At 63.8% G+C, this 18142-nt stretch carries 19 protein-coding genes; 10 read left to right on the top strand and 9 right to left on the bottom strand.

Features of this window, described 5'->3' with window-relative positions:
* Positions 1-265 precede the first annotated feature (265 nt).
* Together AC1RCO_RS09340 and AC1RCO_RS09335 are read left to right on the top strand one after the other, a co-directional pair.
* The gene (locus AC1RCO_RS09340) at positions 266-475 is read left to right on the top strand and encodes a hypothetical protein (protein ID WP_227454106.1); all 210 of its coding nucleotides are present in this window, start codon (positions 266-268) and stop codon (positions 473-475) included.
* Positions 476-762: 287 nt separating this feature from the next.
* Positions 763-1158, top strand: coding sequence for a hypothetical protein (locus AC1RCO_RS09335; protein ID WP_065364737.1), 396 nt, complete (start codon positions 763-765; stop codon positions 1156-1158).
* A gap of 104 nt (positions 1159-1262) precedes the next feature.
* Here AC1RCO_RS09335 and dspII read toward each other — a convergent pair whose 3' ends face one another.
* A complete protein-coding gene (gene dspII, locus AC1RCO_RS09330; protein WP_401401191.1) occupies positions 1263-2375 on the bottom strand; it encodes an enoyl-CoA hydratase/isomerase DspII in 1113 nt (370 codons plus the stop codon).
* A 132-nt stretch (positions 2376-2507) separates the two neighbouring features.
* Here dspII and ung point away from each other — a divergent pair, with 132 nt between their 5' ends.
* Positions 2508-3200: a uracil-DNA glycosylase gene (gene ung, locus AC1RCO_RS09325; protein ID WP_041120579.1), complete on the top strand. Its 693-nt coding sequence runs from the start codon at positions 2508-2510 to the stop codon at positions 3198-3200.
* 154 nt (positions 3201-3354) lie between these two features.
* Here ung and AC1RCO_RS09320 read toward each other — a convergent pair whose 3' ends face one another.
* The 5 genes from AC1RCO_RS09320 to AC1RCO_RS09300 all read right to left on the bottom strand — a co-directional run bounded on the left by AC1RCO_RS09320 (position 3355) and on the right by AC1RCO_RS09300 (position 8770).
* A complete protein-coding gene (locus tag AC1RCO_RS09320) occupies positions 3355-4386 on the bottom strand; it encodes an AbrB family transcriptional regulator (RefSeq protein WP_053149547.1) in 1032 nt (343 codons plus the stop codon).
* Entirely contained in the window at positions 4379-5893 is a 1515-nt protein-coding gene (locus tag AC1RCO_RS09315; RefSeq protein WP_492617651.1) for a tripartite tricarboxylate transporter permease, read from the bottom strand. Before AC1RCO_RS09315 ends, AC1RCO_RS09320 begins: the two co-directional genes overlap by 8 nt.
* A gap of 1 nt (position 5894) precedes the next feature.
* Complete coding sequence (locus tag AC1RCO_RS09310) at positions 5895-6353, bottom strand: tripartite tricarboxylate transporter TctB family protein (RefSeq protein WP_011059778.1); 459 nt, start codon at positions 6351-6353, stop codon at positions 5895-5897.
* A gap of 58 nt (positions 6354-6411) precedes the next feature.
* Positions 6412-7398 carry a Bug family tripartite tricarboxylate transporter substrate binding protein gene (locus AC1RCO_RS09305; protein ID WP_011059779.1) on the bottom strand — a complete coding sequence of 329 codons (987 nt, stop codon included), beginning with the start codon at positions 7396-7398 and terminating at the stop codon, positions 6412-6414.
* Positions 7399-7477: 79 nt separating this feature from the next.
* Positions 7478-8770: an OprD family porin gene (locus tag AC1RCO_RS09300; RefSeq protein ID WP_169892607.1), complete on the bottom strand. Its 1293-nt coding sequence runs from the start codon at positions 8768-8770 to the stop codon at positions 7478-7480.
* 236 nt (positions 8771-9006) lie between these two features.
* Here AC1RCO_RS09300 and AC1RCO_RS09295 point away from each other — a divergent pair, with 236 nt between their 5' ends.
* Together AC1RCO_RS09295 and AC1RCO_RS09290 are read left to right on the top strand one after the other, a co-directional pair.
* Positions 9007-9678 carry a response regulator gene (locus AC1RCO_RS09295; RefSeq protein WP_011059781.1) on the top strand — a complete coding sequence of 224 codons (672 nt, stop codon included), beginning with the start codon at positions 9007-9009 and terminating at the stop codon, positions 9676-9678.
* Positions 9671-11056 carry a sensor histidine kinase gene (locus AC1RCO_RS09290; protein WP_011059782.1) on the top strand — a complete coding sequence of 462 codons (1386 nt, stop codon included), beginning with the start codon at positions 9671-9673 and terminating at the stop codon, positions 11054-11056. Before AC1RCO_RS09295 ends, AC1RCO_RS09290 begins: the two co-directional genes overlap by 8 nt.
* A gap of 7 nt (positions 11057-11063) precedes the next feature.
* Here AC1RCO_RS09290 and AC1RCO_RS09285 read toward each other — a convergent pair whose 3' ends face one another.
* Together AC1RCO_RS09285 and ygfZ are read right to left on the bottom strand one after the other, a co-directional pair.
* Positions 11064-11885: an HDOD domain-containing protein gene (locus tag AC1RCO_RS09285; RefSeq protein ID WP_011059783.1), complete on the bottom strand. Its 822-nt coding sequence runs from the start codon at positions 11883-11885 to the stop codon at positions 11064-11066.
* Positions 11886-11922: 37 nt separating this feature from the next.
* The gene (gene ygfZ, locus AC1RCO_RS09280; protein WP_011059784.1) at positions 11923-12864 is read right to left on the bottom strand and encodes a CAF17-like 4Fe-4S cluster assembly/insertion protein YgfZ; all 942 of its coding nucleotides are present in this window, start codon (positions 12862-12864) and stop codon (positions 11923-11925) included.
* Positions 12865-13013: 149 nt separating this feature from the next.
* On the opposite strand from ygfZ, the gene AC1RCO_RS09275 reads away from it, so the two are divergent.
* Together AC1RCO_RS09275 and AC1RCO_RS09270 are read left to right on the top strand one after the other, a co-directional pair.
* Complete coding sequence (locus AC1RCO_RS09275) at positions 13014-13268, top strand: FAD assembly factor SdhE (RefSeq protein ID WP_011059785.1); 255 nt, start codon at positions 13014-13016, stop codon at positions 13266-13268.
* Positions 13252-13704, top strand: a complete 453-nt coding sequence (locus tag AC1RCO_RS09270; RefSeq protein WP_410036304.1) for a protein YgfX — start codon at positions 13252-13254, stop codon at positions 13702-13704. The genes AC1RCO_RS09275 and AC1RCO_RS09270 overlap by 17 nt, the downstream gene beginning before the upstream one ends.
* On the opposite strand, the gene nadB is transcribed toward AC1RCO_RS09270, so the two are convergent.
* Entirely contained in the window at positions 13673-15289 is a 1617-nt protein-coding gene (gene nadB / locus AC1RCO_RS09265) for an L-aspartate oxidase (RefSeq protein WP_492617650.1), read from the bottom strand. The two genes, AC1RCO_RS09270 and nadB, sit on opposite strands and share 32 nt — an antisense overlap.
* A gap of 558 nt (positions 15290-15847) precedes the next feature.
* Between nadB and rpoE the strand changes: the two genes are divergently transcribed.
* From rpoE to AC1RCO_RS09250, 3 genes are read left to right on the top strand one after another with little or no spacing between them, the layout of a single operon-like run.
* Positions 15848-16429, top strand: a complete 582-nt coding sequence (gene rpoE, locus AC1RCO_RS09260) for an RNA polymerase sigma factor RpoE/AlgU (RefSeq protein ID WP_007930230.1) — start codon at positions 15848-15850, stop codon at positions 16427-16429.
* 31 nt (positions 16430-16460) lie between these two features.
* Complete coding sequence (locus AC1RCO_RS09255) at positions 16461-17048, top strand: sigma-E factor negative regulatory protein (RefSeq protein ID WP_011059788.1); 588 nt, start codon at positions 16461-16463, stop codon at positions 17046-17048.
* Positions 17049-17056: 8 nt separating this feature from the next.
* Positions 17057-18013: a MucB/RseB C-terminal domain-containing protein gene (locus AC1RCO_RS09250; RefSeq protein ID WP_220223845.1), complete on the top strand. Its 957-nt coding sequence runs from the start codon at positions 17057-17059 to the stop codon at positions 18011-18013.
* Positions 18014-18142: the final 129 nt, after the last annotated feature.

Here is an 18142-nt window from a genome sequence, read left to right as displayed (position 1 = left end):
GAATTGTCTCGACTTCGATACGTTTGCCAGGCGCTGGAAGGCCAGCGGGGGGCTCGTTGCAACTGGAGCCTGCAAGGCCGCCGAGCAGGCCCCGCCACTGGTCGGTGAAGCCATCGGGGCACTGCTGCGCGGCGCACCACAAAGGCTTTTTGCGGTCCTATGCAATGCCAGTCATGCTGTTTCGATTGGCGTCGTCCAGCGTCGCTGGTACGGCTTGCACGCGGTCCGGGAGGCCGCCATGTTCCGTCGAATCTTGCTCGGTGTTGTGCTTGGTTTGAGTCTGTCCGCCTGTGTGCCCTATTACGTCGAGCCGGGGTACTACCGCACTGACGTGTATGCGGTTCCAGGCCCCTATTACTACGGTGGCTACCCCTACTATGGAGGCGGCTACAGGCCTCACTACTATTACCGGCCCTACTATCACGGGGGCTACGGGCCGCACTACTACGGCGGCTACCGACGCTGGCACCACTAGCCGGCACCACTAGCCGGCACCAAGGCCCGTACAACAGGCCACCGCCTCGGATGACAAGAGGCCAAGGGCCGAGAGTCGTTGCCCACAGCGCTGCCTTTGCCTGAGGCAGCGCTTTTTCGTGGGCGTGGAAAACCGCGGGAAAGGACGTCAGCAGCACTTGTTTCAAAGTGTTGCGCAAATCGCACCACAAGCGCTTTTCGCGGTCAGATATTGCGTCAGTCAGCCTGTTGCTGATTGCCGCCTGCCAGCGTCGCTGGCGAGGCTTCTTCGCGGTCCAGGAGGCCGCCATGTATCGTCGACTTCTACTGATTGCCTTACTGGGTTCGAGCCTTGCTGCGTGTGCCCCTTATTACGGTGGAGGCTCCGGCTACTACAGCTCGGAGGTCTACAGCGCTCCCGCGCCGGCCTATTACTACGGTGGCGGGTCTTCCTACTATTCCACGGGGCGCAGTTACTACCCACCGCGCTACTACCAGCCGGCGCCGCGCTATTACCAACCGGCCCCGCGTTACTACCAGCCGCCGCGCGCGGTATACCGGCCTTATCCGAACCAGGGTTGGGGTGGGCATGGCCGGCCGAACAACTGGAGCAACCAGGACTGGGGCGGCCACGGCGGGCGTGACAATGGCGGGCGCGGCGATCACGGGCGCGGCGACCATGGCCACGGTGGCCGCGGTCATTGAGCCGAACCCTGTAGCCGCTGCCGCAGGCTGCGACAAGGTCCGCAGGACCTTCGGCGAGTCCACTGTCGCCGGGTCCCTTCGGGCAGTGCGCAGCCTGTGACGATCTAGTAATCCGTCAGGTCCGCCAGGGGATGGCGACCTTCCCAGGCCTTGTGGAAATGCGCCTCCACCACGGCCTCGGGCACGCTGGTGATATCCGCCCAGTGCCAGTGCGGCTGATGATCCTTGTCGATCAGCCGCGCGCGCACGCCTTCGGCAAATTCCGGATGCCGGCAGCAGTTCAGGCTCAGGGTGTACTCCATCTGGAACACCTCGGCCAGGGACAGGTAGCGGGCGCGGCGGATCTGTTCCCACACCAGGTGTGCAGTCAGCGGGCAGCCTTCGACAAGGGTCTTGGCTGCACGGCTGTAGAGGGCATCGCTGTGGTTGTGCAATTGGCTGATAGCCCGCCAGGCACAGGCCACGTCACTGACATCCAGCCAGCTGTCGATCTGTTGCCGGCGCGGCAGCCATTGAGCGTCGGGCATCTGCTCCAGGGCTTCCTGTTGCAGGGCCTTGAGCAGGCTGTTGAGCTGCCTTGGGGTCTGTTCCTGCCAGTTCAGTTGCAGCAGGCCCTCGATCAGCGCTTCCTGTTGCTCATCGAGCAGGAAACGGTCGGCAAGGTTCAGGTCCAGAGCGTCGCGGCCGTTCATATGGGCGCCGGTAAGGCCCAGGAACAGCCCGAGCTTGCCGGGCATGCGCGACAGGAACCAACTGGCGCCCACATCCGGGTACAGGCCAATGCTGATTTCCGGCATCGCCAGGCGGCTGCTGGGGGTGACGATACGAATGCCAGCACCTTGTAGCAGCCCCATGCCGCCACCCAGGACATAACCGTGGCCCCAGCAGATCAGTGGTTTGGGGTAGGTGTGCAAGCGATAGTCGAGGCGGTATTCCGCGGCGAAGAAGTGCCCCGCCAGCGGCGGCACTTCGCCGGGATGGGCCAGGCAGGCCTGGGCCAGGCTGCGCACTTCGCCGCCGGCGCAGAAAGCCTTGGCGCCGTTGCCCCGCAACAGCACGCACACTACCTGCGGGTCCTTGGCCCAGGTGTCGAGGTGTTCGCTCAACTGCTGGATCATGGGCAGGGACAGGGCGTTCAGGGATTTTTCCGCGTCCAGGGTGGCAATGGCGATGCGTGCACCATCGGTGCCGGTGAGTTCTTCGACGTGCAGGTTCATCGTGACCTCGATGGGAAATTTAAGCGGTCAGTATGATCGCTGTAAGGGAAAGTGCCGGTTCTGTGTCAGATCAATTGACAAGCGAAGTGGGCTTTCCTAGGGTGCGGCCATTGTTTTTTCACGGGCATGGCCATGACTGCTGACGATCGTATCAAACTCGAACCGAGCTGGAAGGAGGCCCTGCGTGCCGAATTCGACCAGCCCTACATGAGCGAACTGCGGGAGTTCCTGCGCCAGGAACATGCCGCCGGCAAGGAAATCTACCCGCCGGGACCGATGATCTTCAACGCCTTGAACTCCACGCCGCTGGACAAGGTCAAGGTGGTGATCCTCGGCCAGGACCCCTACCACGGGCCGGGTCAGGCCCATGGGTTGTGCTTCTCGGTGCAGCCCGGGGTGCCCGCGCCACCGTCGCTGGTGAATATCTATAAAGAGCTCAAGCGCGACCTGAACATCGACATCCCCAACCATGGCTACCTGCAGAGCTGGGCCGACCAGGGCGTGCTGATGCTCAACACCACCATGACCGTGGAGCGGGCGAACGCCGCTTCCCATGCGGGCAAGGGCTGGCAGTTCTTCACCGACCGGATCATCGAAGTGGTCAGCGAGCATCAGCCGCACCTGGTGTTCCTGCTGTGGGGCGCCCATGCCCAGAGCAAGCAGAAGCTGATCGACGCCACCAAGCACCTGGTGCTGACCTCGGTGCACCCTTCGCCCTTGTCGGCCTATCGCGGCTTTCTTGGTTGCGGGCATTTCAGCCGCACCAACAAATACCTCGAGCAGAACGGCGAGACGCCGATCGAGTGGCGCCTGCCGCCGTTGTAACCAGTGCTCGATGGGGGGGCTGCTTGGCGGCCACCCCGCTCGCGACTTGAACCAAGGCATATCTGTAGCCGCTGCCGCAGGCTGCGAACGGCCCGTGGGGACGCGGCGGTGGTTCGGCCACTGAAGGTCCTGCGGACCTTGTCGCAGCCTGGGGCTACAGGGGGCCTTTGTTCCAGTGGCGGAACAGGGGCTCGGCGAGAAACAGCACGAACAGCAACCTCATGACCTGCATCGCCGTTACCAATGGCACCGACAGTTGCAGGACCTCGGCCGTCAGGCTCATTTCCGCAATACCGCCGGGCATCATGCCCAGGGTCAGCGAGCGCAGGTCCAGGCGGGTCAGGGCGCTCAGGCCCAGGGCTGCGAGGCCGGCGATCAGCATGGTCAGGGCGGTGCCGATCAGGGTGCGGCCCATGAACGAAGGGGCCCGGCGAAAGAACTGGCGGTTGAAGTGGCAGCCCAGGCCGCTGCCAATCAGCCACTGGCCCATCTGGCTGGCGCCGTCGGGCAGGCCGATGTGCAGGTCCCAGGCGATGCTCAGTGTCGCGCTGAGCAGCAGGGGGCCGAACAGCCAGGGGTTGGGCTGGCGCAGGCGCTGCCAGAGCCAGGCCAGCATGGCACCGGCCGGAAACAGCAGGGCCAGCCAGCGCCAGTCCACCGTAGCGGCATGCAGGGCGGGCGTGCCTTCCCCCAGCAGGTACTTGAACGCCGCCGGCACACAGAGCACCACCGTCAGTACCCGCAGGCTCTGCCCGGCCGCTACCCGGCTGAGCACCGCGCCGTTGCGCGCGCCGAGGTTGACCATCTCCCCTGAGCCGCCGGGCATGCTGGAGAAGAACGCGGTGGCCCGGTCCTCGCCGGTGCGCCGCAAGAGCCATACCCCGACCACGCTGGACAGGCTGGTGACCAGGGCACCGAAGAAGATCAGGCCGAAATGGCTCAGCACCTGCTCCATCACCTGCGGGGTGAAGTGCAGGCCGATGCCGATGCCCACCACCCATTGCCCGCATTTGCGCCCGCCGGGGATTTCCGCCAGTTGCCAGGGCGTCAGGCAGCGCACCAGGATGATCGCCAGCAACGAGCCGACCATCCACGGCAGCGGCCAGCCGATCTGGCTGGCGAGGTAGCCGCCAGCCAGGCCCACCAGGGGCGTGCCCCACCACTGTTTCCAAGTGGATTCAGACATCGGCCACGGCACGTTGCTGGGCCGCGCGCTTGCGCCAGATACGCAGCAGCGGCATCAGCAGCATGATCACGGTCAGCACCCAGACCCCAACGGTGATCGGGCTCGACCAGAGGATCTCCATGGCGCCGTTGGAAATCGACAGCGCCCGGCGCAGGTTCTGCTCCATCAGGCCACCGAGGATGAAGCCCAGCAGCACTGGCGACAGCGGGAAGTCCAGCTTGCGCAGGATGTAGCCGAAGATGCCGATGCCCACCATCAGGAACAGGTCGAAGGTGGTGGCGTGTACCGCATAGACGCCGATCCCGGTAATGATGGCGATCACCGGCACCAGGGCCCAGTTCGGCACCGCAAGGATGCGGGTGAAGATACGGATCATCGGAATGTTGAGGATCACCAGCATGATGTTGGCGATGAACAGCGAGGCGATCAGGCCCCAGACGATATCCGGCTGTTGCTGGAACAGCAGCGGGCCGGGGGTGATGTTGTACAGCGACAGGGCGCCGATCATCACCGCGGTGGTGCCGGAACCGGGCACGCCGAGGGTCAGCATTGGTACCAGGGCGCCACAGGCCGAGGCGCCGATGGCGGTTTCCGGGGCTGCCAGGCCGCGCTTGTCGCCCTGGCCAAAGGTGCCGCTGGCACCGGCGATGCGTTTCTCGGTCATGTAGGCCACGGCGCTGGCCAGGGTCGCGCCGGCTCCGGGCAGCACGCCCATGATGAAGCCCAGCAGGCCGCAGCGGATGTTCACCACGAACACCGAGGCCGCTTCCTTGAAGTTGAACATCATGCGCCCGGTGGCCTTCACCGCTTCCTGGCCGCGATGGGTCTTTTCCAGCAGCAGGAGAATCTCGCTGATGGAGAACAGGCCCAGCACCAGCACCACGAACTGGATGCCGTCGGTGAGGTGGATGTTGTCCCCGGTGAAGCGGTACACGCCGCTGTTGGCGTCGATGCCCACGGCCGACAGGAACAGCCCGATCAGCGCGGCGATGAAGGTCTTCAACGGTCGGTCGCCGGCCATGCCGCCCAGGCAGACGATGGCGAACACCATCAATACGAAGTACTCCGCCGGGCCGAAGGCGATCGCCCACTTGGCCAGCAGCGGGGCGAACAGCACCATGCCGCAGGTGGCGATGAAGGCACCGATGAACGAGCTCCAGGCCGACAACGACAGGGCTACGCCGGCCAGGCCCTTGCGTGCCATGGGGTAACCGTCGAGGGTGGTCATCACGGTGGAGGCTTCGCCGGGAATGTTCAGCAGGATCGAGCTGATCCGGCCGCCGTATTCGCAGCCCAGGTACACCGCTGCCAAGAGGATCAGCGCCGATTCCGGCGGCAGGCCCAGGGCGAAGGCGATGGGGATCAGCAGCGCCACGCCGTTGATCGGGCCCAGGCCCGGCAGCAGCCCGACCACGGTGCCGATCAGGGTGCCGGACAAAGCGGTGACCATGTTGTAGGGGGTCAGTGCAACGCCGAAGCCCTGGCCCAGATAGCTGAGGGTATCCATATCAATTCTCCAGAACGTCGAGCAGGCCGAGGGGCAGGGGGACGTCCATGACCCGGTCGAACAGCCAGTAGAGGCCGACACTGAGCAGGCAGATGATCACCAGGCTGGGCAGCCAGCGGCCGCCGTACAGGCGGGCCATGGGCACGCCGATGAGAATGCTGGCGACGATGAAGCCCAAGGGCTCGAAGGCCCCGGCGAAGACCAGCAGCAAGGCCACGCAGAGGGCGATCTTGGTCAGGGTCTGCCGGTCCAGGGGCGGTTCTTCTTCGCTGTGCTTGATCGGTGCCGGGCGAAACAGCATGTACAGCAGGGCCAGGCCCATCAGCCCGAGCATCAGCAGGGGGAAGGCCCGCGGGCCCACCGGTTCGTAGGAAAAGGCCGCCTGGTAGGGCCAGGCCATCAGTGCCAGGCCGGCACAGGCCAGCAGCAACACCGCGGCGAAGAGACGTTGAACGAGCATGGCTAACTCCCGGGCCCGGCCCCCGATGCGCGAGGGCCGGGCCGTCAGAAAGGGACGGTCACTGGATCAGGCCGAACTCTTTGGCCAGGGTCTTGTAGTCGGCTACCTGCTTCTTCACGTAGGTATCCAGTTCCGGGCCGGTCATGGCGAAGGGGAACAGCTCGCGCTGGTCGCGCAGCTTGGCGAACTCTTCGGAGGCCAGCAGCTTGTCGAAGGCCTCTTTCCACCAGGCGTACTCCGCATCGCTGACCTTAGGCCCGAGGTAGAAGCCGCGTACCACCGGCCAGACGATGTCGTAGCCCTGCTCCTTGGCGGTGGGGATGTCTTTCATTTCCGGCTCGTCCAGGCGCTGCTCGGAGAACACCGCCAGCAGGCGCATGTCGCCGGCCAGGATATGCGGCATGGAGTCGGAGATGTCGGTACTGCCGACCTGGATATGCCCGCCCAGCAGGGCAGTGGCGATCTCGCCGCCGCCTTCCAGGGCGACATAGCGCAGGTCCCGCGGGTTGATCCCGGCGGCCTTGGCGATCAGCGCGGTCTGCATCCAGTCCTGGCTGCCGACGGTGCCACCGGAGCCGATTACCACTTTGCTCGGGTCTTTCTTCAGGGCCTGGACCAGATCGTCGAGGTTCTTGTAGGGCGAATCGCTTTTCACCGCGATGGCGCCGTAGCTGGTGCCCACCGCCGCCAGCCAGCGCACCGCGCTTTCATCGAAGCGGCCGAACTTGCCCTGGGCCAGGTTCAGCAGCGAACCACTGGACCAGGCCACCAGGGTCCCGGCATCGGCCGGACGCTGGGCCACCACCGCGTTGTAGGCTACGGCCCCGACACCGCCGGGCATGTAGGTCACGCGCATCGGCTTGGAGAGGAGTTTCTCGTTGACCAGGGCGCTTTGTGCCAGCTTGCAGGTCAGGTCGAAGCCGCCGCCAGGGGAGGCCGGGGCGATGCATTCCGGGCGCTTGGGCTCGGCGGAGGCTGCCAGCAACTGGCCGGCGAACAACATGCAGCCGGCGGCGAGGGCGAGTTTGCGCAGTGAAAGGTCCATGAGCGTCTCCACAGGAGTTGTTGTAGGTATGTCCGGGTCATCCCCGACCCGTTTTTCGTAGGAGCGTGATAGGGGGGGCTTACCACAGCGCTACGCTGTAGCTCACCAGCAGGCGTACTTCATCCGCATCGCGTGCCGAATAGTTGGAACGGTAGGTGGCGTTGCGCAGGCGCACGGCGACGTCCTTGAAGGTGCCGCTTTGCACTACGTATTTGACCTCGGTGTTACGTTCCCACTCTTTGCCGGTGTCGCCGTTCTTCAGGGCAATGTTGTCGCCGCTGAGATAGCGGGTCATGAAGCTCAGGCCGGGCACTCCCAGCTTGGCGAAGTCGAAGTCGTAACGGGCTTGCCAGGAGCGCTCCTCGGCCCCGGCGAAGTCGTTGATCTGCACGAAGTTCACCAGGTATGGGTCGCTGCCATCGACGTAGGGGAAAGCGCTGTCGCCGGACATGTGCTGGTAGCCGGCGCTGAGTTTATGCCCGTTGAGGGCGTAGCTCACCAGGCCGTTGAGGGATTTGTTGTCGATCTTGCCGCCCCGGGCCTGGCCCTGGTCGTCGCTGATGGCCAGGCGCAGGTCGGTGCCGAAGGTGCCCGGGCCCATGGGCTGGGAGGCTACCAGGCCGAGAAAGTGCTGGTTGTAGACATCGTCCAGTTGGGCGAAGTGGTAGCTGCCGGTGATCTTGTCGGTGAACTTGTAGTCCAGGCCGCCGAAATTGAAGTGCTTGCCGGCCACGGTGCCGGCGAAGCGGCTGTTCTTGTTGTTGAGGCGGATATCCTCGTAGTTGCTGTCATCGCGGTCCTTGGCCTTGTCCAGGCGACCACCGGTGAAGGTCAGGTTCTTGATCTCCCTGGAGGTCAGCAAGCCGCCCTCGAAGGTCTGCGGCAGGATGCGCCCGTCGTTGGGCTTGAGGATCGGCAGTTCCGGAATCAGGCTGCCGATTTTCAGTTCGGTGGCGGAAATCTTCACCTTGCCGGTCAGGCCGAGCTTGGAGTACTCGTTGGCCGCGCGCCCGTCATCGTGGGTCGGCAGCAGGCCGGTACCGGTGCGGTCGGGGCTGGAGTCGAGCTTGACCCCGAGCATGCCCAGGGCGTCCAGGCCGAAGCCCACGGTACCTTCGGTGTAGCCCGACTGCAGGTTGAGCATGAACCCCTGGGCCCATTCGTCGCGCTTGGACTGCTGGGCGCTGGTGCCGTCGCGAAAGTCGCGGTTGAAGTACATGTTGCGGGTTTCGAAGGTGGCGCTGCTGTCTTCGATAAAGGCGGCCTGGCTCAAGGGCGCGAAACCGGCAAGGGTGGCGGCGCTGGCAAGAGCAGTCGGGGTCAGACGGGAAAAGCGCGTGGGCTGGACAGCCTGAGGGTGCGTGGATGGCATCCTGGAGTACTCCGTTATTGTTCTTATTTTGACGAAAACGCTTCGAGGCGTTTTGCGGGTCAGCGGCCTTCACGGCCAGGGCAGTCGAGACTGTCCGTGGCGGGACTCTAAAGGGCCAACCTTTCGCTAACCTTTCAGTGCACTTTCGTGGCTTTCGGGCTTCACAGCGGCGGTTGCGGCGGTACACTCCGCGCCAAAGAGCGGCGTCGATCCCCCCTGAAACGAGGTAAACAGCCATGCGAGTCCTGCTCGTGGAAGACCACCTGCAACTGGCCGAAAGTATCGCCCAGGCGCTCAAGAGCACCGGCCTGACCGTGGATGTGCTGCACGATGGGGTGGCGGCCGACCTGGCCCTGGGCAGCGAGGAATACGCCGTGGCGATCCTTGATGTCGGCCTGCCGCGCATGGATGGTTTCGAAGTGCTGGCGCGCCTGCGGGCCCGCGGCAAGAACCTGCCGGTGCTGATGCTGACCGCCCGCAGTGACGTCAAGGACCGGGTCCACGGCCTGAACCTGGGGGCCGACGATTACCTGGCCAAGCCCTTCGAGCTGACCGAGCTGGAGGCCCGGGTCAAGGCCCTGTTGCGCCGCAGCGTGCTGGGGGGCGAGCGCCAGCAGCGTTGCGGAGTGCTGGCCTATGACCTGGACACCCGGCGTTTCACCCTGGGCGAGGAGTTGCTGACCCTGACTTCCCGCGAACAGGCGGTGCTCGAAGCCTTGATCGCCCGCCCCGGCCGGGTCATGAGCAAGGAGCAACTGGCCTCCCAGGTGTTCGGCCTGGACGAAGAGGCCAGCCCCGACGCCATCGAGATCTACGTGCACCGCCTGCGCAAGAAGCTCGACGGCCATGCGGTCGCCATCGTCACCTTCCGCGGCCTGGGCTACCTGCTGGAAAGCCGCGATGCATAAGCCCAGCAGCCTGCGCTGGCGCTTGCTGTGGAACCTCGCACTGCTGCTGGTGGTGCTGATGCTGGCCAGCGGCCTGAGCGCCTACTGGAACGGCCGTGAGGCCGCCGATACCGCCTATGACCGGACCTTGCTGGCTTCGGCGCGAACCATCGCCGCCGGCTTGTCCCAGCGCGATGGCAGCCTGAGTGCCAACGTGCCCTATGTGGCCCTGGACACCTTTGCCTACGACAGCGCCGGGCGCATCTACTACCAGGTCAACGACATCCATCAGACACTGATTTCCGGTTATGAGAACCTGCCCGGGCCGCCGCCCGGCACGCCGCGAACCGATGATTACCCGGCCCTGGCGCGCTTCTACGACGCCCGCTACCAGGGCCAGAACGTGCGGGTGGTGAGCCTGCTCAAGGCGGTCAGCGAGCCGAACATGAACGGCATGGCGGAAATCCGCGTGGCGGAGACCGACGAAGCGCGGGTGGCCATGGCCCGCAGCCTGATGGCCGATACCCTGCTGCGCCTGGGCATGCTGGCCATCGGCGCCCTGGTGCTGGTGTGGTTTGCGGTGAGTGCGGCCTTGCGCCCCCTGGAACGCCTGCGCGGGGCGGTGGAAGAGCGCCAGCCGGACGACCTGCGGCCGCTGCCCCTGGTCTCGGTGCAGCGCGAACTGTGGCCGCTGGTACGCGCCTTGAACCATTTCACCGAGCGCCTGCGCGGGCAGTTCGAGCGCCAGGCGCAGTTCATCGCCGAGGCTGCCCATGAGTTGCGCACCCCGTTGGCCGCGCTCAAGGCCCGCCTGGAACTGGGCTTGCGCGCAAGTGAGCCGGATACCTGGCGCGCCACTCTGGAAAGTGCGGCCCAGGGCACCGACCGCCTGACCCACCTGGCCAATCAGTTGCTGTCCCTGGCCCGGGTGGAAAACGGCGCCCGGGCGATCGCCGAGGGCGGGGCGCAGTTGCTCGACCTCAGCCAGCTGGCCCGGGAACTGGGCATGGCCATGGCGCCTCTGGCCCATGCCCGGGGCGTGGCCCTGGCCCTGGAGGCCGACGAACCGGTGTGGCTCAGGGGCGAACCGACCCTGCTCAATGAACTGCTCAGCAACCTGGTGGACAACGCCCTGGCCCATACTCCGCCGGGTGGCAATGTGGTGCTGCGGGTGTCACCGCCCGGGGTGCTGGAGGTGGAGGACGATGGGCCGGGCATTCCCCTGGAAGACCGTGACCGGGTCTTCGAGCGCTTCTACCGGCGCAATCAGCAGGGTGCGGGTTCGGGCCTGGGGCTGGCGATCGTCGGTGAGATCTGTCGCGCGCACCTGGCACAGATCAGCCTGCACGATGGCGAGCCGTCGGGGTTGAAGGTGCGGGTGAGCTTTACAGCCGGCTAGGGGATGCTCAATAGAGCATGGAGCGGGATTCTTCCAGGTCCAGGCACATGGCCTTGTTGTCCGGGTCTATCCCCAGCTTCTTGAAGGCCGGCACGCTGAAGGCGTCGATCCGCGACAGCGGGTGCTCGGTGTCCTTGTGGCAGTACAGGGTCGCCACCTGGACCAGGTCGACGTAGTCGATCCGGCTCGACTGGCGGCTGAAGTCCAGGTATTGCCCGGGGATCTCCACCAGTTGCTCGGGGAACTCCCAGACCCGCAGCAGCTTGTCTCCCAGCAACGGGTGGATGCGCTCGATCACGTGATTGAGGCTGACCGGGTCGGAGAGCAGTTCGTAGTGGTCTTCGGCGTAGGTAAGAATCGGCAGCACGCCAATCTGGTGCACCAGGCCGCCCAGGGCCGCCTGGTCCGGCTTGAGCTGGCTGTAGCTGCGGCACAGCGCATAACTGACCCCGGCCACCTCCAGGCTGCGGCGCCAGACATCGCGCATTTTCTGTTCCACCACTTCGGAGCGGGCGTTGAAGATCTGCTCCATCACCAGGCCGATGGCCAGGTTGCTGCTGTAGTTGACCCCCAGGCGGGTGATTGCCGTGTGCAGGTCGGTGACTTCCTGGGCCGCCCTTAGCAAGGGGCTGTTGACCACCTTGATCAGCCGCGCCGACAGCGCGGTATCGCGGCCTATCACCTTGCTCAGGGTACTGACGCTGATTTCCGGGTCTTCGGCGGCCTGGCGAATCTGCAGGGCCACCTCCGGCAGGGTTGGCAGAACCAGGTCATCGTTGCCGATGGCCTCCAGCAAATCCTGTTGGACCTTTTGCGCCAGCTCAGTCATGTAAGTTCTCTAGGGTGTTGCAAGAAAAGGCAGGCAATCAGCGCTGGATCTCGCGGTCGCGATCCAGCTGGTACGGCAGGTCCAGCAGTTGCAGGGTTGGCCCTTCGAGTGTTTCCAGGTGCAGTTCGCCCCCTTCCACCGCTTCGGCCTGCAACACGGCCAGCAGTTCCACGCCCTGCTGCGCCCGGGCGGCCAGGACCACTTCGCCAATGGCGCTGTTGTGGCTGGGAGCGAACAGCGCAGTGCCTGGAACGGGGAGGGCGTCGCCAGGCAGGGCAAGGCGGTACAGGCGACGCTTGAGCTTACCCAGGTACTGCATGCGGGCGACGATTTCCTGGCCGGTGTAGCAGCCTTTCTTGAAGCTGACGCCGCCAACGGCCTGCAGGTTGAGCATCTGTGGAATGAACAGTTCACGGGTCTCGGGCATGACTTGGCCGAGGCCGGCGCGGACTTGCCCCAGCAGCCACTGGTTCAGCTCGCCCTCGGGCAGTTGCGCGGCCAGTTGCTGGCGCAGGCTGGCGGCGCGCTCGGCCGGCACCCAGAGTTCGGCGCGCTGGCTGGATACGCGCAAGGCGATCAGGCCATCGGCGCGGGCCACGGAGCCGTCTTCCTCGGGCAGCTCAAGGCCCAGACCGCTCAGGGCGACCTGGGCATCGGCCAGGCCGAAACGCGCCCAACTGGCGCTTTCGTCGGCAAGCTTGGCCTTTGAGAACACCGCGTACTTCTTCAGGTCCGCCAGTTGCGGCTCGATCAGCTCGCGGGCCATGGCCAGGAGGCAGCCGTCGCCTTCCAGAAGGATGCGGAAGCTCGATTGCATGCGGCCTTTCTGATTGCAGCGGGCGCCGAGGCTGGACTGGCTGTCACTGAGGTAATTGAGGTTGCAGGTCAACTGACCCTGAAGGAATTTGCTGGCGTCAGGCCCGCGGACAGCGAGCACGCCTTCGTGGGAGAGGGGGCAGAAAAAAGCGGAGTCAGCCATGGTTCATCGCAGGGTAAAAAGTCTGGAGCACATCATAAGGGGGCGCCCCTGAAATGGATAGTTCACAAAGGATGGGTGGCCACCGACCAAAGCCGACTGTTCTCGTCTCCCCCGGGCTGTATACTTGCGCTCTATTTGAGGAGCGCTCCATGGTTGAAGATGTTGAACTGAATCGCCTCTACTGGCACAGCCGCCGCGGCATGCTTGAGCTGGACGTATTGCTGGTGCCGTTCGTCAGGGAGGTGTACCCGCATCTCAATGAGACCGACCGCGAGTGCTATCGCAAGCTGCTGGAGTGCGAGGATCAGGACATGTTTGGCTGGTTCATGGAGCGCAGCGAGTCCGAGGACCCCGAGCTGCAGCGTATGGTCCGCATGATTCTGGACCGTGTCCAACCCAAGTAGGTTGTTCGAATGCCGCTGGCGTGCCTCACGGCAACTGCTGGCGGCCTACCTGCTGGCCCAGGCGTTCGCCCTGGGCGCGTTTTTCCTGCTGGATCTTCCGTCTGTCGCCAGGCTCGTGGGGCTAGGGTTGTGCCTGCTGCATGCCGGCTGGGTGTTGCCGCGGCAGATTCTCTTGAACCATCCACGGGCCTTCACCGGGTTGCGCCATTCGCCCGAAGGCTGGCAGCTGTGGAGTCGATCCGAGGGGTGGCAGGCCGTGCAGTTGCGCCCCGACAGCCTGGCGCTGCCATTGATCGTGGTGCTGCGTTTTCGGCTGCGGGGGGAGCGCTGGGTGCGCTCCCTCTCTGTACCGCGGGACGCGCAGGCCGCCGACCAACATCGGCGCCTGCGGCTGCGGCTCAAGTTCAGCCGGCGTAGGTGGGCGGCACCAGAATAGTGTCCCGGGCCTCGGGCAGCATCTGCGGGTAGTCCAGGGTGTAGTGCAGGCCGCGGCTCTCCTTGCGCTCCATGGCCGAGAGAATCATTAGCTCGGCCACCTGGGCCAGGTTGCGCAGCTCGATCAGGTCACGGCTGACCTTGTAGTTGCTGTAGAACTCGTCGATCTCGTCCAGCAGCAGGCGCACCCGGTGCTGGGCCCGCTGCAGGCGCTTGTTGGTACGCACTATGCCTACGTAGTCCCACATGAACCGCCGCAACTCGTCCCAGTTGTGCGCAATGATCACGTCCTCATCGGAATCGGTGACCTGGCTGGCATCCCAGGCGGGCAGGGCGATGGGGATCGACACCTGGGGCAGTTGCCGAAGGATGTCGGCCGCCGCCGAACGGGCGTAGACGAAGCACTCCAGCAACGAGTTGCTGGCCATCCGGTTGGCGCCGTGCAGGCCGGTGAAGCTGGTTTCGCCAATGGCGTACAGGCCCGGCACGTCGGTGCGGCCCTGTTGGTCCACCATCACCCCGCCGCAGGTGTAGTGCGCGGCCGGCACCACCGGGATCGGCTGCCGGGTGATATCGATGGAAAACTCCAGGCAACGCTCGTAAACGGTGGGGAAGTGGCTCTTGATGAAGGCTTCCGGCTTGTGGCTGATGTCCAGGTACACGCAGTCGATGCCCAGGCGCTTCATTTCATGGTCGATGGCCCGGGCCACGATGTCCCGTGGTGCCAGCTCGGCCCGAGGGTCGAAGCGCGGCATGAAGCGTTCGCCGTTGGGCAGCTTGAGGTGGGCGCCTTCGCCACGCAGGGCTTCGGTAATCAGGAAGCTCTTGGCCAATGGGTGATACAGGCAGGTGGGGTGGAACTGGTTGAATTCCAGGTTGGCCACCCGGCAGCCCGAGCGCCAGGCCATGGCGATACCGTCGCCGCAGGCACTGTCGGGGTTGCTGGTATAGAGGTAGACCTTGGCTGCGCCGCCGGAGGCGAGGATCACGAAGCGTGCGCCGAAGGTGTCGACCTGGCCGGTGCTGCGGTTGAGCACGTAGGCTCCCAGGCAGCGGTCGCCTTCCAGCCCCAGGCGTTTTTCGGTGATCAGGTCGACGGCGACCCGTTGTTCCAGCAATTCGATATTGGGGTGTTGCCGAGCCTGGGCCAGCAGGGTCTTGAAGATGGCCGCACCGGTGGCGTCCGCCGCGTGGATGATCCGCCGGTGGCTGTGGCCGCCCTCGCGGGTCAGGTGGAATTCGAAGCTGTTGTCGTCGCTGCTGGAGTCTTCGTCGCGGGTAAAGGGCACACCCTGGTCGATCAGCCACTGGATGGCCTCGCGGCTGTGTTCAACGGTAAAGCGCACCGCATCCTCGTGGCACAGGCCGCCGCCGGCATTGAGGGTGTCATCGACGTGGGATTCTACGGTGTCGGTATCATCCAGCACGGCCGCGATGCCGCCCTGGGCCCTGAATGTCGAGCCGTTGGCGAGGTCGCCTTTGCTCAAGACGGCAATACGCAGGTGGCTGGGCAGGGTCAGGGCCAGGCTCAAGCCGGCGGCACCGCTGCCAATCACCAGAACATCGTGTTGAAACTGTTGGCTCATTTGAAGGATTCCGCTCAAAGCGACCCGGGAAGGGGTTGGCGCAAGACGCCTGAATCGGCAAGTCAAAGCAGCCACACAGCCCACTAGTATATAGAGGGGGGGATCGGCACAATAGTCGCGCCTTCATGGCATTGTGCGACTTCACCGAGCAAAAGCGTTGCTCTCGGTCAGTCCGATATTCGGAGCATTCCAGCCTCTGGAGCGGCTGATCGAAGACATAGGGCGGTTTTTCTTGCCACCGTTACACAATCTTCGTCTGGCGCAGCTATAAAGATTGGGAACTTTTGCCAAGGCCCCAAACTCAATAGAAGGTTGCCTGAAAGAAGGGACAGCGTCGGTTATATCCAAGGTTTACAGTGTGTCCCTTGTGACAGAATTCGACGACAGGATTATTCGCGCAGCCGGCCTCGCCCGTGCTGCGTTTTTCGTGCGTGCCGGATCAGAGCCCGCAGGAAACTTGCTTGGAGGGGGAGAACTTTTGCGAAAAGCCCGAGTCTATGTTTGCAAGCCTGATCGTTTAGTGATGCAAGCCTCCTCCGAGCTTATCGAGGAGTGTTCATGCTAACCCAGGAAGAGGATCAGCAGCTGGTCGAGCGCGTTCAGCGTGGCGACAAGCGAGCGTTCGATCTGCTCGTGCTGAAGTACCAGCACAAAATTCTCGGGTTGATCGTGCGTTTCGTGCACGACACCCATGAAGCCCAGGATGTTGCACAAGAAGCTTTTATCAAGGCTTACCGTGCGCTAGGTAATTTTCGGGGTGACAGCGCGTTTTACACGTGGCTGTACCGTATCGCCATCAACACGGCGAAAAACTATCTGGTTTCACGCGGCCGCAGGCCGCCGGATAGCGATGTAAGTTCTGAGGATGCGGAGTTCTATGACGGCGATCATGGCCTGAAGGATCTCGAATCGCCGGAGCGTGCGTTGCTGCGGGATGAGATCGAGGGCACCGTCCATCGAACCATCCAGCAACTGCCTGAAGATTTGCGTACGGCCTTAACTTTACGTGAATTCGATGGTCTGAGTTACGAGGACATTGCCAGCGTCATGCAGTGTCCGGTGGGTACCGTGCGCTCCCGGATTTTCCGCGCTCGGGAAGCCATCGATAAAGCCCTGCAGCCGTTGTTGCAGGAAACCTGAGACAGCGGCGACAGCCAAGAGAGGAACCGCCATGAGTCGTGAAGCCCTGCAGGAATCGCTGTCCGCGGTGATGGATAACGAAGCGGACGAACTGGAATTGCGTCGGGTATTGAATGCCGTCGACGAAGTGGAAACCCGTGAGACCTGGGCCCGTTATCAAATCGCCCGGGCAGCCATGCACAAGGAGTTGCTGCTTCCGCGTCTGGACATCGCCGCTGCCGTTTCTGCAGCTCTGGCTGATGAGGCCGTGCCGGCCAAAGCCTCCCGCGGACCTTGGCGCAGCCTGGGCCGTCTGGCAGTAGCTGCCTCGGTGACCGTGGCCGTGCTGGCCGGTGTTCGCCTGTACAACCAGGACGAGATCGCAGGTGTCGAACTGGCACAGCAAACCGGCCAGCCCACCCTGGCGACTCCACAAGTCAAAGGGCCGGCAGTACTGGCCGGCTACAATGAAAGCTCGGAAGCTACTGGTCCCATGGCCAATGGCGTACTGCAAGGGCAGCCAGGCTGGCACGATCAGCGTCTGCCAAGCTACTTGCGCCAGCACGCCCAGCAAGCTGCACTCAAAGGCACTGAAAGCGCTCTGCCTTACGCCCGTGCGGCAAGCCTGGAAAACCGCTAAGGAGGATCATGCGCGCCATACCTCTATTAACGCTTCTGCTCAGTGGCTGGTTTGCGGTTCCAGCCCATGCCGACGAAGCCCAGGACTGGTTGCAGCGTCTTGGGCAAGCGGAACAGCGGCAAAGCTTTCAGGGCACTTTCGTTTACGAGCGCAACGGTAGTTTTTCTACCCATAACATCTGGCATCGTGTCCAGGATGGAAAGGTCCGTGAGCGGTTGATCCAGCTCGATGGGTCCGCTCAAGAGGTGGTGCGTGTCGATGGTCGTACCCAGTGCGTCAGTGGCGAGTTGGTGGCAGGGCTCGGGGATTCCCCGGACGGTGCTGCCCGAGCCCTGGACCCGCAAAAACTCAAGAATTGGTACAACCTTGCTGTCATCGGCAAGTCGCGCGTGGCCGGTCGCCAGGCGGTGATCGTCTCGGTCACGCCCAAGGACCAGCATCGCTATGGTTTCGAGCTGCACCTAGATCGTGAGACCGGGCTGCCGCTCAAGTCCCTGTTGCTCAACGACAAGGGGCAGTTGCTGGAGCGCTTCCAGTTCACTCGCCTGGATACTGCGGATGTGCCTGACGACGTCGAGTTGCGTCCCAGCGCTGGCTGCAAGCCGGTGTCTCTGGACAGCGACAAGGCCTCGGCGGTCAAGACTGTGCAAACCTGGCATTCCGACTGGCTCCCTCCGGGCTTCGAATTGACCAGCAGCAGTGCCCGCAAGGATCCGGAAACCAAATCCATGGTCAACAGCCTGCTGTATGACGATGGTCTGGCGCGCTTTTCGGTGTTTCTCGAGCCACTCAACGGCGCGTCGGTCACCGATACCCGCACTCAGCTCGGACCTACGGTGGCTGTATCACGCCGCCTGACTACCCCCGATGGCGAGATGATGGTCACGGTGGTCGGGGAGATCCCCATTGGTACTGCTGAACGTATTGCGCTGTCGATGCGTTCCGATACCACTGCCAAGCAATGAGCCTTTGTTGGTTGTGTAAGAGGTCAGTGATGCCCGCTCCACAATTGAGAAGATGAAATGTTTGGTCAGCAATTTCATTTGCAAAATTCCCAGAGTTTTTCTATAGGTCAGAACCCCCTCGGTTCTGAC

Source organism: Pseudomonas sp. GW823-FHT03E05, from assembly GCF_058796855.1.
Note: the sequence above shows the minus strand (reverse complement) of the source record. Positions and strands in the feature narration are given on the sequence as shown.

What these genes read in the sequence shown, in the direction of transcription:
- ung (WP_041120579.1), top strand. Translation starts at nt 2,508, where the DNA reads ATGACTGCTGACGATCGTATCAAACTCGAACCGAGCTGGAAGGAGGCC.
- AC1RCO_RS09305 (WP_011059779.1), bottom strand. Translation starts at nt 7,398, where the DNA reads ATGGACCTTTCACTGCGCAAACTCGCCCTCGCCGCCGGCTGCATGTTG.
- AC1RCO_RS09320 (WP_053149547.1), bottom strand. Translation starts at nt 4,386, where the DNA reads ATGTCTGAATCCACTTGGAAACAGTGGTGGGGCACGCCCCTGGTGGGC.
- AC1RCO_RS09295 (WP_011059781.1), top strand. Translation starts at nt 9,007, where the DNA reads ATGCGAGTCCTGCTCGTGGAAGACCACCTGCAACTGGCCGAAAGTATC.
- AC1RCO_RS09275 (WP_011059785.1), top strand. Translation starts at nt 13,014, where the DNA reads ATGGTTGAAGATGTTGAACTGAATCGCCTCTACTGGCACAGCCGCCGC.
- AC1RCO_RS09250 (WP_220223845.1), top strand. Translation starts at nt 17,057, where the DNA reads ATGCGCGCCATACCTCTATTAACGCTTCTGCTCAGTGGCTGGTTTGCG.
- AC1RCO_RS09310 (WP_011059778.1), bottom strand. Translation starts at nt 6,353, where the DNA reads ATGCTCGTTCAACGTCTCTTCGCCGCGGTGTTGCTGCTGGCCTGTGCC.
- rpoE (WP_007930230.1), top strand. Translation starts at nt 15,848, where the DNA reads ATGCTAACCCAGGAAGAGGATCAGCAGCTGGTCGAGCGCGTTCAGCGT.
- AC1RCO_RS09285 (WP_011059783.1), bottom strand. Translation starts at nt 11,885, where the DNA reads ATGACTGAGCTGGCGCAAAAGGTCCAACAGGATTTGCTGGAGGCCATC.
- ygfZ (WP_011059784.1), bottom strand. Translation starts at nt 12,864, where the DNA reads ATGGCTGACTCCGCTTTTTTCTGCCCCCTCTCCCACGAAGGCGTGCTC.
- AC1RCO_RS09335 (WP_065364737.1), top strand. Translation starts at nt 763, where the DNA reads ATGTATCGTCGACTTCTACTGATTGCCTTACTGGGTTCGAGCCTTGCT.
- AC1RCO_RS09290 (WP_011059782.1), top strand. Translation starts at nt 9,671, where the DNA reads ATGCATAAGCCCAGCAGCCTGCGCTGGCGCTTGCTGTGGAACCTCGCA.
- nadB (WP_492617650.1), bottom strand. Translation starts at nt 15,289, where the DNA reads ATGAGCCAACAGTTTCAACACGATGTTCTGGTGATTGGCAGCGGTGCC.
- AC1RCO_RS09300 (WP_169892607.1), bottom strand. Translation starts at nt 8,770, where the DNA reads ATGCCATCCACGCACCCTCAGGCTGTCCAGCCCACGCGCTTTTCCCGT.
- dspII (WP_401401191.1), bottom strand. Translation starts at nt 2,375, where the DNA reads ATGAACCTGCACGTCGAAGAACTCACCGGCACCGATGGTGCACGCATC.
- AC1RCO_RS09315 (WP_492617651.1), bottom strand. Translation starts at nt 5,893, where the DNA reads ATGGATACCCTCAGCTATCTGGGCCAGGGCTTCGGCGTTGCACTGACC.
- AC1RCO_RS09255 (WP_011059788.1), top strand. Translation starts at nt 16,461, where the DNA reads ATGAGTCGTGAAGCCCTGCAGGAATCGCTGTCCGCGGTGATGGATAAC.